Source organism: Janthinobacterium sp. OK676 (assembly GCF_900103595.1).
Taxonomy (GTDB): domain Bacteria; phylum Pseudomonadota; class Gammaproteobacteria; order Burkholderiales; family Burkholderiaceae_D; genus Janthinobacterium.
Window position 1 is genome coordinate 1 of record NZ_FNHA01000008.1, and the last position, 13,592, is coordinate 13,592.

The following is a 13,592-nucleotide window of genomic DNA, read 5'->3' on the forward strand; positions in this document are numbered from 1 at the left end:
TACCTTGTTACGATGCTTGCCATTGGGCAGGCGCAGCGCGCAGTCGAGCTTTGCCTTGGCAACGTCGATTCCCAGATTAAACATGCTGTGCTCCTCTTGCGATCTACCTTGTGAATGCGGGCTAACCGGCATGCCGGTGCCAAAGATACTGTCCGATCTTGACATTGAGGATGGGTAACTGGTGCGAGATCTACGAAACTGGCTCGGAGCCTAAGGGCGGATACGGCATCCAGTTACCCGGTCTTGATATGCCTACCAAGATTTTGACAGCGGTCGATACCGTTCGCAATATCACGAACGGCATGAAGGGAATAATACAAGGTCGGATTAGGCGCGCAGCGCCGTAATCCGACAACATTGTTGGCGCCGCTGGTGTTGTCGGCTTACGCGCTTGCGCGCTAAGCCGACCTACGTTTCAAACAGCTTAGAAAGTTACACGCATGCCGACCGTCAAGTTGCGCCCCGTCAACGGCGCCGCATTCTTGATGAACGAAGTGTGACTGTACGCCAGTTCATTCGTCAGGTTATTCGCCTTGATGTAGAACTGCGCCGGCGTCGTGCCGATGCGCGTGTCGTAGTTGGCGGACAGGTTCAGCATGTTGTAGCCCGGCGTTGCCGTTTCGAATGCCGCCACTTTATCCTGCTTGCCCACGCGGTGGAACTCCGCCACGCCGCTCCATGCCTGCCAGTTGGCGTCGAACTTCACGCCGAAACGCTGTGCCGGGATGCGTGGCAAGTTGCCACCGCCGTCGGCCAGCTTGGCCCGCACGTAGTCGCCGAACACGCTGGCGCCGAACATGGGGTTCAGTTGCTGGCGGATCTGCCCTTCGACGCCCGTAAACGTGGCGTCGCGCTGGGCGTACTGGATCAGCTGGAAGCCTTCGTGGTTGTCCAGGGTGGAACCGAAAATATAATTGTCCACCTTGTTGCGGTAGGCGCTGGCCGAGAAGGTCGTGGCGCCCGCATATTTGCGCAAGGTCAAGTCGATATTGTTCGACGTTTCCTTGCCCAGGTTTTGATTGCCCAGTTCATAGGTCGCCGTGGCCATGTGCACACCGTGCGCATACAGTTCCTCGGCGCTCGGCAAACGGTGCGTGCGCGAAATGGTCGAACCGAGCGAATACTGGGGCGCGAATTTCCACACGGCGCCCAGCGAGACCGAGGTGCCCTTGGCGCTGCGGTCCTGCAAGGTGGCGCTGTCGACCGTGATGTCTTGCCATTCGTGGCGCAAGCCCGCTTCGAAGCGCCATTGGTCGAGCTTGTATTCCTCGACCAGGAAGGCCGCGTGTTTCTTGGTGACCGTCGGCGCCACGTACGCTTCTTCGCCCAGGGCGGAGAAATCGCGCTTCGACGTTTGCAGGCCGACCACGCCGCGCCAGCCGAAGACGGGATGGTGTTCCATTTCCAGGCGCGCGTCGTGGCCCTTGTTCTTGAAGGTAGTGGCGATTTGCCTGCCTTCGATTTCATCGTGCTTGTAGTCGGTGAACGCGGCGCGCAGGCGCAGCTTGGCGAAGCCGGGCACGGGATCTCGCAACTCGCCGCGCACGTCCCAGCGCTCGCTCTTCAGCTTCACGTAGGGCACGCTTTCGTGTGCATGGTCGTGTTCCTCTTCATCACCGTGATCGTGGCCTTCGTGGCCGCCGCAATGCAGGTGCGTGCCGTGCGGGTGGCAGCTTTCGAATTCGTGGTTGTGGCCGGGCAAGCCGTATTCCGCGTGCTGGCTGGTGAAGGCCAGGCCCAGGAAGCCGCGCTGACCTACCCACGACACGCCCACGCTGCCCGTGTCCGTCTTGTTGTAGCTGCCGGCCACCCTGGAACCGCCTTCCCAGCCGCTGCCGACCTTGTATTCCTTGGCGTCGCGCTTGACGCCTTCCGCGTGAAAGGCGATGTTGCCGGAGCCGCCGGTCACTTCAAAGGCGCCCGCCTTTTCGCGCGCGGCCGAATTGGCGCGCACTTCGGCGCTGCCTTCAAAGCCTTTCGCCGGCACGCGCGTGGGGATTTTCTTGTCGATCACATTGACGACGCCGCCGACGGCGCCGCCGCCATAGGCCAGGGCGGACGGACCGCGCAAGACTTCAATCTGTTCCGACAGCATCGGCTCGGCCGCGACAGCATGGTCGGGGCTGATGGTTGACGCATCCTGCACTTCGGCGCCATCGGACAGCACCTTGACGCGCGGGCCATCCATGCCGCGGATGATGGGGCGGCTGGCGCCGGCGCCGAAATGGCTGGACGTGATGCCGGGCTGGCCCGCCAGGGTTTCACCGAGGGTCGCCTCGCGGGCGCGCACCAGTTCCTCGCCTTCCAGTACGGTGACGGGCGTGCTCATGTCGTCGCTGCCCAGGGCCAGCGCGCTGGCCGAGACGGTGACGGCAGGCAAGGTTGTCGCCTGCTGCGCCAGCGCGCTGGCGGGAGCGGCAAAGGCCAGCATGATGGCCAGCGCGAGGGGAGTGGGTTGCTGTGGACGTACGGACATGGGCAGGAATTCCTTATTCGCTATCGGTGTTGGCAGGGTTGGGGCAGTGCGTTGACGTGAAATGGCCTGCCCTAAGTTGATAATGATAACCCATTATCATTACTGTGTGACAGTTTTTCCGGCAGGGAGATACAGGCGGATGGTGTATTCTGTTGGCTATGGAACGCACAACACGTCAAAAAACCGCCATTCAAGCCGCCATCGAGTCGGCCCAGCGCCCCTTGTCGGCGCAGGAAATCCTCGAACAGGCCAGCTTGCAAGTGACGCAGCTGGGCATCGCCACCGTTTACCGCAACTTGAAGTCGCTGGTGCTGGAAGAAAAGGTGCACGTGGTGACCTTGCCGGGCGAAAACCCGCGCTACGAGTCGAACACGGTTGCCAATCACCACCACCACCACTTCCAGTGCACCACGTGCCAGCGCGTGTTCGACGTGCATGATTGCCCGGGCGACTTGAAGCGCATGGCGCCGCAAGGCTTTGTTGTCGAGCGCCACGAACTGACCCTGTACGGCCGCTGCGCCGACTGCAATGCGGCCGCCGGCGCCAGTGTGGCTGGCACAGCCCCGCACGCCTGCGCCAGTCACCACGACCCGGCGTGAACGGACAGGGGGGCATTGCCGGGCAGGCTTGCAACAATGCTGCCCGCCCGGCGCCAATTCCCGTACCTAGATCACGTATAATCTTCCCTTTAAAGCTGCCGCCACTCTTTGCCAAAAAAACATGAAATCAACTGAAATCCGCGACAAGTTCCTCAAATTTTTCGAGTCCAAGGGCCATTCCATCGTCCGTTCCAGCTCCCTGGTGCCAGGCAACGATCCGACCTTGCTGTTGACGAACAGCGGCATGGTGCAGTTCAAGGATGTGTTTACGGGCACGGACAGCCGCCCGTACACGCGCGCTACTTCCGTGCAGCGCTGCGTGCGCGCCGGCGGCAAGCACAACGACCTGGAAAACGTCGGCTACACGGCGCGCCACCATACTTTCTTTGAAATGCTGGGCAACTTCAGCTTTGGCGACTATTTCAAGCGCGATGCGATTCAATACGCGTGGGAACTGCTGACCAAGGTGTATGGCTTGCCGGCTGACAAGCTGACCGTCACCGTCTATATCGAAGATGACGAAGCCTACGATATCTGGGCAAAGGAAATCGGCGTGCCTGTCGAGCGCATCATCCGCATCGGCGACAACAAGGGTTCGCGTTACGCTTCGGACAATTTCTGGCAGATGGCGGACACGGGCCCATGCGGTCCATGCACGGAAATCTTCTACGACCATGGCGCCGACATTCCTGGCGGCCCGCCGGGCTCGCCTGACGAAGACGGCGACCGCTTCATTGAAATCTGGAACCTCGTGTTCATGCAGTTCAATCGCGACGAAGCCGGTGTCATGCACAAGCTGCCGAAGCCATGCGTCGATACGGGCATGGGCATGGAGCGCCTGGCCGCCGTGCTGCAGCACGTGCATTCGAACTATGAAATCGACCTGTTCCAGCATCTGATCCGCGCCGCCGCGCGCGAAACGGGCGCCACGGACCTGGAAAACAAGTCGCTGCGCGTGATCGCCGACCACATCCGCGCCGCCGCCTTCATGATCGTCGACGGCATCATCCCGGGCAGCGAAGGCCGCGCGTATGTGCTGCGCCGCATCATCCGCCGCGCCTTGCGCCACGGTCACAAGCTGGGCCAGACGAAACCGTTCTTCTACAAGCTGGTGGCCGACCTGGCCATCGAGATGGGCGGCGCCTATCCGGAGCTGGAAGAAGCGAAAGACAACGTCGCCAACATGCTCAAAGCCGAGGAAGAGCGTTTCGGCGAAACCCTGGAAACGGGCATGAAAGTGCTGGAAGCGCAGCTGGCCAAGGATGCCACGGGCATCGACGGCGCCACCGCTTTTACTTTGTACGAAACCTACGGCTTCCCGCCGGACCTGACGGCCGATATCTGCCGCGAACGCAATATCACGTTCGACCAGGCCGGCTATGACGCGGCCCTGAAGGAAAGCCAGGAGCTGTCGCGCAAGGGCGGCAAGACGCACAAGGACAGCAAGGTCGAGTACACGGGCGAGAAAAACACCTTCGTCGGCTACGATCAACTGACGTTCAGCAGCAAGGTCGTCGCGCTGTACGCGGCCGGCACCTCTGTGCAGGAACTGAAGGCGGGCCAGGATGGCATCGTCGTGCTCGACACGACGCCGTTCTACGCGGAATCGGGCGGCCAGGTGGGCGACCAGGGCGTGATCGCCTCGGGCGCCGGCAGCTTTGCCGTCAGCGACACCCTGAAAATCCAGGCCGACGTGTTCGGCCACCACGGCGTGCTCGAGTCGGGCGTGCTGAAGGTGGGCGACGCCGTCTCGGCGCAAGTCGACACGGCCAAGCGCGCGCGCACGATCCGCAACCACTCGGCCACGCATTTGATGCACAAGGCCTTGCGCGAAGTGCTGGGCAGCCACGTGGCGCAAAAGGGTTCGCTGGTCGATCCGGACAAGACCCGTTTCGACTTCAGCCACAATGCGCCGATGACGGCCGAGCAGATCGCCGCCGTGGAAACCATCGTCAATAAAGAGATCCTGGAAAACCGCGCCACGCAAGCGCACCTGATGTCGTTTGACGATGCCGTCAAGCATGGCGCGATGGCCCTGTTCGGCGAGAAATACGGCGACGAAGTGCGCGTGCTCGACATCGGCAGCTCGAAAGAGCTGTGCGGCGGCGTCCACGTGCAGCGCACGGGCGACATCGGCCTGTTCAAGATCACGGGCGAAAGCGGCGTTGCCGCCGGTATCCGCCGCGTGGAAGCGGTGACGGGCGAGGGCGCGCTGGCGCTGGTGCAAACCATCAACCGCCGTCTGGTCGAAGCGGCCAACGCGCTGAAGGCGCAGCCGGAAGAACTGACTGCCCGCATCGGGCAAGTGCAGGACCACGTGAAGGCGCTGGAGAAGGAACTGGCCGCGCTGAAATCGAAACTGGCCTCGGGCCAGGGCGATGAACTGGTCACGCAAGCCGTCGACGTCAACGGCATCAAGGTGCTCGCCGCCGTGCTGGACGGCGCGGACGTGGCCCGCTTGCGCGAAACCATGGACAAGCTGAAGGACAAGCTGAAAACGGCCGCCATCGTGCTGGCCAGCGTGGCGGACGGCAAGGTCAGCCTGATCGCCGGCGTGACGGCGGACGCGACTGCCAAGGTCAAGGCCGGCGAGCTGGTGAACTTCGTTGCACGGCAAGTGGGCGGAAAAGGCGGCGGACGCCCCGATATGGCGCAGGCCGGCGGCACCGATCCGAGCGGCCTAGCGAACGCCCTGGCCGGTGTCCCGGCCTGGGTCGGCGAACGCGCGTAATAAGGCGTAAGCTAGAGGGCATGCGGGGTTTTCGCCCCACAGCCCCTTGAAAACGGCCCGCAGACGGTGTTTGCGGGCCGTTTTGCCGTGTGGAATCTCGTTGTGACACCACAACAGCCGATGAACTATTTTGGTGCAGCGCGTCAATGCCCCCGATTTAGAGTAGTATGTCGAAAATCAGTACAACAAATATGGTGGGATATTGATGATGAGCGACACACTACTTGATACCGAGATTATGGAATTTCACAAAGAACTCGACGCGCGGGGCTTGAATTGCCCCTTGCCGATTCTGAAGGCGAAAAAGGCTTTGTCAGAGCTGCAAAGCGGCGAAGTGCTGCGCATCATGGCAACCGATCCCGGTTCCGTGCGCGACTTCCAGGCTTTCGCCAAGCAAACGGGCAATGCCCTGCTGTCGCATGTGCAGACGGGTACCGAATTCGTCTTCCTGATGCAACGCAAATAATTCTGCCAGCCGGGGCCGCCGTGGCGCGGCCTGGTTTTCCTTCCCGCGCCAGCCCTTTTGCTGCCTTGCAGCGTAGCGGCGCACTCCCCTGAAATCCCCGAAGCTGGACAGTTTAGATGGATTGCTCTAACAAAAAATCGCACGATCGTGCTTAAATTCGGTCCAGGATTCAAATTTCTCTTATAATCGAACGCACAATCAGCACTTGATCCGTCATTTTTATAATTTCCCAAAGGCATAGCTATGAAAGTCTTGGTACCCGTCAAACGCGTGGTCGACTATAACGTCAAAGTCCGCGTCAAGAGTGACGGCACTGGCGTCGATACCGCCAACGTCAAAATGTCGATGAACCCTTTCGATGAGATCGCGCTGGAAGAAGCGATGCGCCTGAAAGAAGCCGGCAAGGTCACTGAAGTGGTCGCCATCTCCTGTGGCGTGACGCAGTGCCAGGAAACCCTGCGCACGGCCATGGCCATCGGCGCCGACCGCGGCATCCTGGTGGAAACGACGACCGAACTGGAACCGCTGGCCGTGGCCAAGCTGGTGAAATCCCTGGCCGAGAAAGAACAGCCGCAACTGATCATCCTGGGCAAGCAAGCCATCGATGACGACAGCAACCAGACCGGCCAGATGCTGGCAGCCCTGCTGGGTTGGCCGCAAGCCACGTTCGCCTCGAAAGTCGTGCTGGAAGACGGCAAAGTCACCGTCACCCGCGAAGTCGACGGCGGCCTGGAAACCCTGGCATTGACCTTGCCAGCCATCGTCACCACCGACCTGCGCTTGAACGAGCCACGCTACGTGACCTTGCCGAACATCATGAAGGCAAAGAAAAAGCCGCTCGAGACCGTCAAGCCGGAAGACCTGGGCGTCGACGTTGCGCCACGCCTGAAGACCCTGAAAGTCGTCGAGCCAGCCAAGCGCTCGGCCGGCATCAAGGTCCCGGACGTCGCTACCCTGGTCGCCAAGCTGCGTACCGAAGCCAAGGTTATCTGAGCGGTTTTGCCGCCAAAACATAAAATCTGGGGTCAGACCCGACGGGGGTATCAGTTCCAATGGAACTGATACCGATCTCGAAGAGACTGACCCCGGCACTTGCTAACTATTAGGAATAATCATGGTCGCATTAGTTATTGCTGAACACGACAACGCTACCTTAAAGGGCAGCACCCACCACACCGTGACCGCGGCTGCCCAGTGCGGCGGCGACGTGCACGTGCTGGTCGCAGGTTCGAACGCCTCGGCCGCTGCCGCTGCCGCCGCGCAAATCGCCGGCGTGACGAAAGTCATCGTCGCCGACGCGCCATACTTTGCCGACGGCCTGGCCGAAAACGTGGCCGAGCAAGTGCTGGCCATCGCCGGCAACTACAGCCACATCCTGGCGCCAGCCACCGCCTACGGCAAGAACATCCTGCCGCGCGTGGCCGCCAAGCTGGACGTGGCGCAAATCTCGGAAATCACCAAGGTCGATTCCCCTGACACCTTCGAGCGCCCGATCTACGCCGGTAACGCGATTGCCACCGTGCAATCTAGCGACAAGGTCAAGGTCATCACCGTGCGCACCACCGGTTTCGACGCCGCTGCCGCCACCGGCGGTTCGGCTGCCACGGAAACCGTTGCCGCCGTTGCCGACGCGGGCAAATCGGCCTTCGTGGGCCGCGAACTGGCCAAGTCCGACCGTCCTGAACTGACCGCCGCGAAAATCATCGTGTCGGGCGGCCGTGGCATGGGTTCGGCCGAGAACTTCCACATCCTGGAGCCGCTGGCCGACAAGCTGGGCGCCGCCATGGGTGCCTCGCGCGCCGCCGTCGACGCCGGCTTCGTGCCGAACGACTGGCAAGTGGGCCAGACGGGCAAGATCGTCGCGCCATCGCTGTACATCGCCGTCGGTATCTCGGGCGCGATCCAGCATCTGGCCGGCATGAAAGACTCGAAAACCATCGTCGCCATCAACAAGGATCCGGAAGCGCCGATCTTTGCCGTGGCCGACTACGGCATCGTGGGCGATCTGTTCGAGATCGTGCCGCAACTGGTCAAAGAACTGGGTTAAGTCACACCCCTTCCGGTTTTGTTACTGACAAAGCCACGCCGGCCCGCCCCACACGGCGAGCCGCGCGTGGCTTTTTTCTTGGAGAAAAGAAGATGAGCTATCAAGCCCCGCTGAAAGACATGTTGTTCGTGATGAACGAACTGGCCGGCCTGGCCGAAATCCACACTTTGCCCGGCTGCGAAGACGCCACGCCCGACACGGCCGAAGCCGTGCTGGAAGAGAACGCCAAGTTCTGCGGCGGCGTGGTGGCCCCCTTGAACGGCCCCAGCGACAAGGAACCGAGCTTCTGGCACGACGGGCAAGTGACGACCTCGAAAGGCTTCAAGGAAGCGTTCAAGGCGTATGGCGAAGCGGGCTGGCAAGGCGTGCAGCATCCGACTGAATTTGGCGGCCAGGGCTTGCCCAAGCTCCTGGCCACGCCCTGCATTGAAATGCTCAACTCGGCCAGCATCTCGTTCGCCCTCGTGGCCCTGCTGTCGGACGGCGCCATCGAAGCGCTGTTGACGGCCGGCAGTGACGAACAGAAAGCCGTCTACCTGGAAAACCTGGTGTCGGGCAAATGGACGGGCACCATGAACTTGACGGAGCCGCAGGCCGGCTCCGACCTGGCCGCCGTGCGCACGCGCGCCGTGCCGCAGGAAGACGGCACCTATAAAGTGTTCGGCACGAAGATTTTCATCACCTACGGCGAGCACGACATGGCGGAAAACATCGTCCACCTGGTGCTGGCCCGCACGCCGGACGCGCCCGCCGGCGTGAAAGGCATTTCGCTGTTCATCGTGCCGAAATTCCTCGTCAATGCGGACGGCAGCCTGGGCGCGCGCAACGATGCCCATTGCGTGTCCATCGAGCACAAGCTGGGCATCAAGGCCAGCCCGACGGCGGTATTGCAGTTTGGCGATCACGGCGGCGCCATCGGCACCCTCGTGGGCGAGGAAAACCGCGGCCTCGAATACATGTTCATCATGATGAACGCGGCCCGCTTCGGCGTGGGCCTGCAAGGCATTGGCCTGGCCGAGCGCGCCTACCAGCAGGCCGTGGCGTTCGCGAAAGACCGCGTGCAGTCGCGCGACCTGGCCGGTTCGCCCGGCCCCGTGTCCATCATCCACCACCCGGACGTGCGCCGCATGCTCATGTCCATGCGTTCGCAAACGGAGGCGGCGCGCGCGCTGGCCTACGTGGGCGCGGCCATCAGCGACGTGGCGCACCACCATCCGGACGCGGACGTGCGCGCGGAAAGCCTGGCGACGTATGAATATCTGGTGCCCGTCATCAAGGGCTGGTCCACGGAAATGTCGCAGGACGTCACGCGCGACGGCGTGCAAGTGCATGGCGGCATGGGTTTCATTGAGGAAACGGGCGCCGCCCAGCATTACCGCGACGCCAAGATTCTGACCATCTACGAAGGCACGACAGCCATCCAGGCGAACGACCTCGTGGGTCGCAAGACGGTGCGCGACGGAGGCGCCGTGGCGAAAGCCATCATTGCCCAGGTGCGCGCCACGGAAGCCCAGCTGGGCGAGCTGACCGGCGCCGACTTCCAGGCCATGCAGCGCCACCTGGCCGAAGGCAGCGCCGCGCTGGAAGCCGTGGTGGAATACGTGGTGGCGAACATGAAGTCGGACATCAAGGCCGTGTTTGCGGGCAGCGTGCCGTATCTGAAACTGGCCGGCATCGTGCTGGGCGGCTGGCAAATGGCCCGCGCGGCCGTGGCTGCGCAGCAAAAGCTGGGCGAGGGCAGCGGCGACGCGGCGTTCTATAATGCAAAAATCGCCACGGCCCGCTTCTTTGCCGACCACATCCTGTCGCAAGCGCCGGGCTTGCGCGCCACCATCATCGACGGCAGCGCCGGCGTGATGGCGCTGTCGGAAGAGCAGTTTTAACCGGGGTTAGACCCCTCGTCCGCTAACGCCGAGCTTCGATGTTAGCGTTGGCGAGGGTCTGACCCCAGCAGTTTGCTGAAGGCAGTCTGAATGCAAAAAAGCGCTGGAGATCACTCTCCAGCGCTTTTTTTAACCCCAAACGTAAGTGCCGGGGTCGGACCCTGAGGGTCCGACCCCAGTCCTTGCTCTTGGGTTCAGCTTACCTTCTGGCAATACCATTACCCGAATTGCGCACCAAGTCGCCAGCAGCCAGCCCTGGATCCTGGTCAAACGCGAAGTCGGCCTTGGCGCCCGTTTCGTATTGCACGGTCACGGTCCACGTCTTGGCGTTCTTCATGTGGCCTTCAACTTGCTTGCCGGCATATGCGCCGCCAGCGGCGCCGGCCAGGGTGGCCAGATCCTTGCCGCGTCCGCCGCCGACCTGGCGGCCCAGCAGGGCGCCGGCCACGCCGCCGCCGATCATGCCCAGCGCGCCGCCTTCACCGGCTTTTTCGGTGACGTTCACTGCCAGCACCTTGCCGCATTCGGCGCAGATCTGGTGTTGCGGCTGTTTGTTTTGCTGGGCAACACCGGAGTTGCCGGCCTTTTGCGCGGCCTTGGCGTTGATGATGGCCTGGTCGTATTCGCCCTTGGCGTCGCGCAGGCATTGCATGCGGGCTTTCGAGCTGCTTTCTTCGGCGCACAGTTTCTTGTCGTCCGCATAGCGCGTGTTGGCTTGTTTCGTGTCGTACGCGTATTGCGCCTTCGGCGACAGGTTCTGTGCAAAGGCGGAGGTGCTGAACAGGGCCGTGATGGCGACTGCGAGGATGAGTGGGCGACGAATCATGATCTTCTCCTGTGGGGTGTTAAATGTGCCAGTAATGTCGACATTGTGAATGCAGTATAGAGGAAAATCATGATTGCTTACCAACACTTACATGTGCGCGCGTTGCGTTGATTCCCGCGCGGGAGTTAACCGTAGGCGCCGCCCGTGTACAGCAAGTCGAACAGGCGCGCCATGGTGGCGATCAGCACGCCCGCGCCTAGCATCAAGGTAGCGACCAGCACGACGGCCAGAGGCCAGCCCGTGTCCGACTGGCGGCTTGATGCGGCGTTGTAGCGCGCGTCCCATTTGTCGTCCGGCATCAGTCCCAGTACCAGCGCTTCCAGGAAACCGCCCAGGGCGGACAGGGTCAGCGGCAATATTTGATAAAACCAGTCGGCGTCTGGAAACAGCTGGCGCAGCAGCAGGCTGGCGGGCAGGGCGGCCAGATGTAGCCAGCCCCAGCGGTCCTTGGCGCCGTGCAGGTAGAAGCGGTGCGCGCCCAGCATGCCCAGCAAAAAGGCCAGCAGGCTGGTGAATGCCTTGTTCTTGTGCGACTGTTGCAAAATGGTAGCGGTGGTCATGGGACTCCAGAGTTGCTCATCGGTAAAGATTGCCAGTATCGGTCATTGCCTGCCGCAACGATAGCACTTTCGTGCCGTGTTCAGGCGATGCTGTCGCGCAATATCATGGCCTGGTCGCCGCCTGGGCGTGGCATCGGCGGCACGATAGACGCACGCGCCTATTGCGTCTTCGGCCATGACTGGTCATAATGTTTGATTAGCCCAAATTACACGCCCGTCATCATAACGCTTGCTGCATGGCGGTAAAGCGCGCTATAATTTGCGGCTTTTTCCGCCTCAGCACACTTTTTGGAAATATTATGGTCGTTATTCGTTTAGCTCGTGGAGGCGCCAAGAAGCGCCCGTTCTTCAACATCGTCGCTACTGATTCGCGCAATCGCCGCGATGGTCGCTTCATTGAGCGTATCGGTTTTTACAACCCGATGGCGCAAGGTGGCGAAGTTCCACTGCGTATCACCGCAGACCGTCTGGCCTACTGGCAAGGCGTTGGCGCACAATTGTCGCCAACCGTTGCTCGTCTGGTTGCCAGCAACGGCAAAGCAGCAGCTTAATTAGATCACTGGTTTGACGGTCAAGACTGCATCCGGGGTGAAAGTCCCCGATGACCTGGTACAGGTAGGCTATGTCTCCGGTGCCTATGGCATTGCTGGCGGAGTCAGGATCACTCCTTTCTCCGACGACGCGGATGCATTATTAAGCGTCAAAACCTGGTGGTTTGATAAACCGACCTTGCATGATGTTCAAGTCAGGCAAGCGAAGTTACACGGCGGCGACGTCGTGGCCCAGCTGGTGGGTGTGGTCGGGCGGGATGCCGCAGAAGCGCTGAAAGGCGTCTCTGTGCAAATTCCGCGTAGCCATTTCCCGACGCTGACGGCCGATGAATTTTATTGGTCCGATCTGATCGGACTGACAGTCGAGAATTTGCAAGGCGAGTGCCTCGGCACAGTGCACGACATGATGAGCAACGGTCCGCAGTCGATCTTGCGCGTTACGCCCGTCGCCACTGCCGATGAGACCGTTGAAAAGGCGCCTGAGCGCCTGATCCCGTTTGTCGGCCAGTTTGTCATTAACGTTGACAAGGCTGCCAGCAAGATCACGGTCGACTGGGGCCTCGATTATTAAACCGCCTGCGCTTAATTTTGCGCCGGGCAATGTTTTCAGGATGGTGAGCGATGCAATTTGATGTCGTGACCCTGTTCCCGGAAATGTTTGCCGCGCTGACGCAGTCGGGTGTGACCCGGCGCGCCTTCGAGCAGGGGAAATGTGGCTTGTCGCTGTGGAATCCCCGTGATTTCACGACCGACAATCACCGTACCGTGGATGACCGCCCCTATGGCGGCGGCCCTGGCATGGTGATGATGGCCCGTCCCCTCGAAGCGACAATTAATGCCGCGAAGCAACGCCAGACCGATCTCGGCCTGGTGGCGCCCCGCGTGGTGTTCATGTCGCCGCAAGGCCGTCCGTTGACGCACGAGCGCGTCACGCAGCTGAAAGCCGAACCTGGTCTGGTGATCCTGTGCGGCCGCTATGAAGCCGTGGACCAGCGTTTGCTGGACCGTTGCGTCGACGAGGAAATCAGCGTCGGCGACTTCGTCCTGTCGGGCGGTGAATTGCCTGCCATGGCGCTGATGGATGCGGTGATCCGCCTGTTGCCGGGTGTCTTGAACACCGAGGCATCGGCCATCGAGGACAGCTTCGTCAATGGCTTGCTCGATTCGCCGCACTACACGCGGCCGGAAACATATGAAGGCATGGCCGTGCCGCCCGTCTTGATGGGCGGCAATCATGCCGAGATCGTCAAGTGGCGCCGCCAGCGCATGCTGGAAGCGACCGCGACAAAGCGGCCTGACCTCTTGCTCAGTGCGCGCGCCGCCGGCTTGCTTAGCAAGGCCGACGAACAATTCTTGGCCAGCCTGTAGGCCGTCTTCGGACGGCCGGCAGGGTGGCCAGTAGTGCCGGGCATGTTGCCCAAATTGGTAATACCCATCCTCTACCGGGCGGATA

12 protein-coding genes are annotated in these 13,592 nt (G+C 61.5%); 9 read left to right on the forward strand and 3 right to left on the reverse strand.

Annotated features, from left to right (window positions below):
- Window positions 1-424: 424 nt before the first annotated feature.
- Window positions 425-2,476, reverse strand: a complete 2,052-nt coding sequence (locus BLU39_RS16350; protein ID WP_175539339.1) for a TonB-dependent receptor domain-containing protein — start codon at window positions 2,474-2,476, stop codon at window positions 425-427.
- Window positions 2,477-2,634: 158 nt separating this feature from the next.
- Between BLU39_RS16350 and BLU39_RS16355 the strand changes: the two genes are divergently transcribed.
- From BLU39_RS16355 to BLU39_RS16380, 6 genes are all read left to right on the forward strand, one after another.
- Window positions 2,635-3,075, forward strand: a complete 441-nt coding sequence (locus BLU39_RS16355) for a Fur family transcriptional regulator (protein WP_092714770.1) — start codon at window positions 2,635-2,637, stop codon at window positions 3,073-3,075.
- Window positions 3,076-3,196: 121 nt separating this feature from the next.
- Window positions 3,197-5,806 carry an alanine--tRNA ligase gene (gene alaS, locus BLU39_RS16360; RefSeq protein ID WP_092714772.1) on the forward strand — a complete coding sequence of 870 codons (2,610 nt, stop codon included), beginning with the start codon at window positions 3,197-3,199 and terminating at the stop codon, window positions 5,804-5,806.
- A 238-nt stretch (window positions 5,807-6,044) separates the two neighbouring features.
- Window positions 6,045-6,272 carry a sulfurtransferase TusA family protein gene (locus tag BLU39_RS16365; protein ID WP_010395510.1) on the forward strand — a complete coding sequence of 76 codons (228 nt, stop codon included), beginning with the start codon at window positions 6,045-6,047 and terminating at the stop codon, window positions 6,270-6,272.
- Window positions 6,273-6,515: 243 nt separating this feature from the next.
- The gene (locus BLU39_RS16370; RefSeq protein WP_092714774.1) at window positions 6,516-7,265 is read left to right on the forward strand and encodes an electron transfer flavoprotein subunit beta/FixA family protein; all 750 of its coding nucleotides are present in this window, start codon (window positions 6,516-6,518) and stop codon (window positions 7,263-7,265) included.
- A 121-nt stretch (window positions 7,266-7,386) separates the two neighbouring features.
- Window positions 7,387-8,319 (forward strand): electron transfer flavoprotein subunit alpha/FixB family protein, encoded by a 933-nt coding sequence (locus BLU39_RS16375; protein WP_092714776.1) that lies wholly within the window; start codon window positions 7,387-7,389, stop codon window positions 8,317-8,319.
- Window positions 8,320-8,411: 92 nt separating this feature from the next.
- Complete coding sequence (locus BLU39_RS16380) at window positions 8,412-10,202, forward strand: acyl-CoA dehydrogenase (RefSeq protein WP_092714778.1); 1,791 nt, start codon at window positions 8,412-8,414, stop codon at window positions 10,200-10,202.
- Between the two features lie 199 nt (window positions 10,203-10,401).
- Here BLU39_RS16380 and BLU39_RS16385 read toward each other — a convergent pair whose 3' ends face one another.
- Together BLU39_RS16385 and BLU39_RS16390 are read right to left on the reverse strand one after the other, a co-directional pair.
- A complete protein-coding gene (locus BLU39_RS16385; RefSeq protein WP_092714780.1) occupies window positions 10,402-11,028 on the reverse strand; it encodes a glycine zipper 2TM domain-containing protein in 627 nt (208 codons plus the stop codon).
- A gap of 125 nt (window positions 11,029-11,153) precedes the next feature.
- Complete coding sequence (locus tag BLU39_RS16390; RefSeq protein WP_092714782.1) at window positions 11,154-11,588, reverse strand: NINE protein; 435 nt, start codon at window positions 11,586-11,588, stop codon at window positions 11,154-11,156.
- A 299-nt stretch (window positions 11,589-11,887) separates the two neighbouring features.
- Between BLU39_RS16390 and rpsP the strand changes: the two genes are divergently transcribed.
- Genes rpsP through trmD form a run of 3 tightly spaced genes read left to right on the forward strand, consistent with a single transcriptional unit; the run spans window position 11,888 to window position 13,507 of the window.
- Window positions 11,888-12,139 carry a 30S ribosomal protein S16 gene (rpsP, locus tag BLU39_RS16395; RefSeq protein WP_076567307.1) on the forward strand — a complete coding sequence of 84 codons (252 nt, stop codon included), beginning with the start codon at window positions 11,888-11,890 and terminating at the stop codon, window positions 12,137-12,139.
- 13 nt (window positions 12,140-12,152) lie between these two features.
- On the forward strand, window positions 12,153-12,710 hold the full coding sequence (gene rimM / locus BLU39_RS16400; protein WP_034759867.1) for a ribosome maturation factor RimM: 558 nt from the start codon (window positions 12,153-12,155) through the stop codon (window positions 12,708-12,710).
- A gap of 50 nt (window positions 12,711-12,760) precedes the next feature.
- Window positions 12,761-13,507 carry a tRNA (guanosine(37)-N1)-methyltransferase TrmD gene (gene trmD / locus BLU39_RS16405; RefSeq protein WP_092714785.1) on the forward strand — a complete coding sequence of 249 codons (747 nt, stop codon included), beginning with the start codon at window positions 12,761-12,763 and terminating at the stop codon, window positions 13,505-13,507.
- Window positions 13,508-13,592: the final 85 nt, after the last annotated feature.

Coding starts and splice junctions, on each gene's coding strand:
- alaS (WP_092714772.1), top strand. CDS start 3,197: ATGAAATCAACTGAAATCCGCGACAAGTTCCTCAAATTTTTCGAGTCC.
- BLU39_RS16390 (WP_092714782.1), bottom strand. CDS start 11,588: ATGACCACCGCTACCATTTTGCAACAGTCGCACAAGAACAAGGCATTC.
- BLU39_RS16380 (WP_092714778.1), top strand. CDS start 8,412: ATGAGCTATCAAGCCCCGCTGAAAGACATGTTGTTCGTGATGAACGAA.
- BLU39_RS16385 (WP_092714780.1), bottom strand. CDS start 11,028: ATGATTCGTCGCCCACTCATCCTCGCAGTCGCCATCACGGCCCTGTTC.
- BLU39_RS16370 (WP_092714774.1), top strand. CDS start 6,516: ATGAAAGTCTTGGTACCCGTCAAACGCGTGGTCGACTATAACGTCAAA.
- trmD (WP_092714785.1), top strand. CDS start 12,761: ATGCAATTTGATGTCGTGACCCTGTTCCCGGAAATGTTTGCCGCGCTG.
- BLU39_RS16375 (WP_092714776.1), top strand. CDS start 7,387: ATGGTCGCATTAGTTATTGCTGAACACGACAACGCTACCTTAAAGGGC.
- rpsP (WP_076567307.1), top strand. CDS start 11,888: ATGGTCGTTATTCGTTTAGCTCGTGGAGGCGCCAAGAAGCGCCCGTTC.
- BLU39_RS16350 (WP_175539339.1), bottom strand. CDS start 2,476: ATGTCCGTACGTCCACAGCAACCCACTCCCCTCGCGCTGGCCATCATG.
- BLU39_RS16365 (WP_010395510.1), top strand. CDS start 6,045: ATGGAATTTCACAAAGAACTCGACGCGCGGGGCTTGAATTGCCCCTTG.
- BLU39_RS16355 (WP_092714770.1), top strand. CDS start 2,635: ATGGAACGCACAACACGTCAAAAAACCGCCATTCAAGCCGCCATCGAG.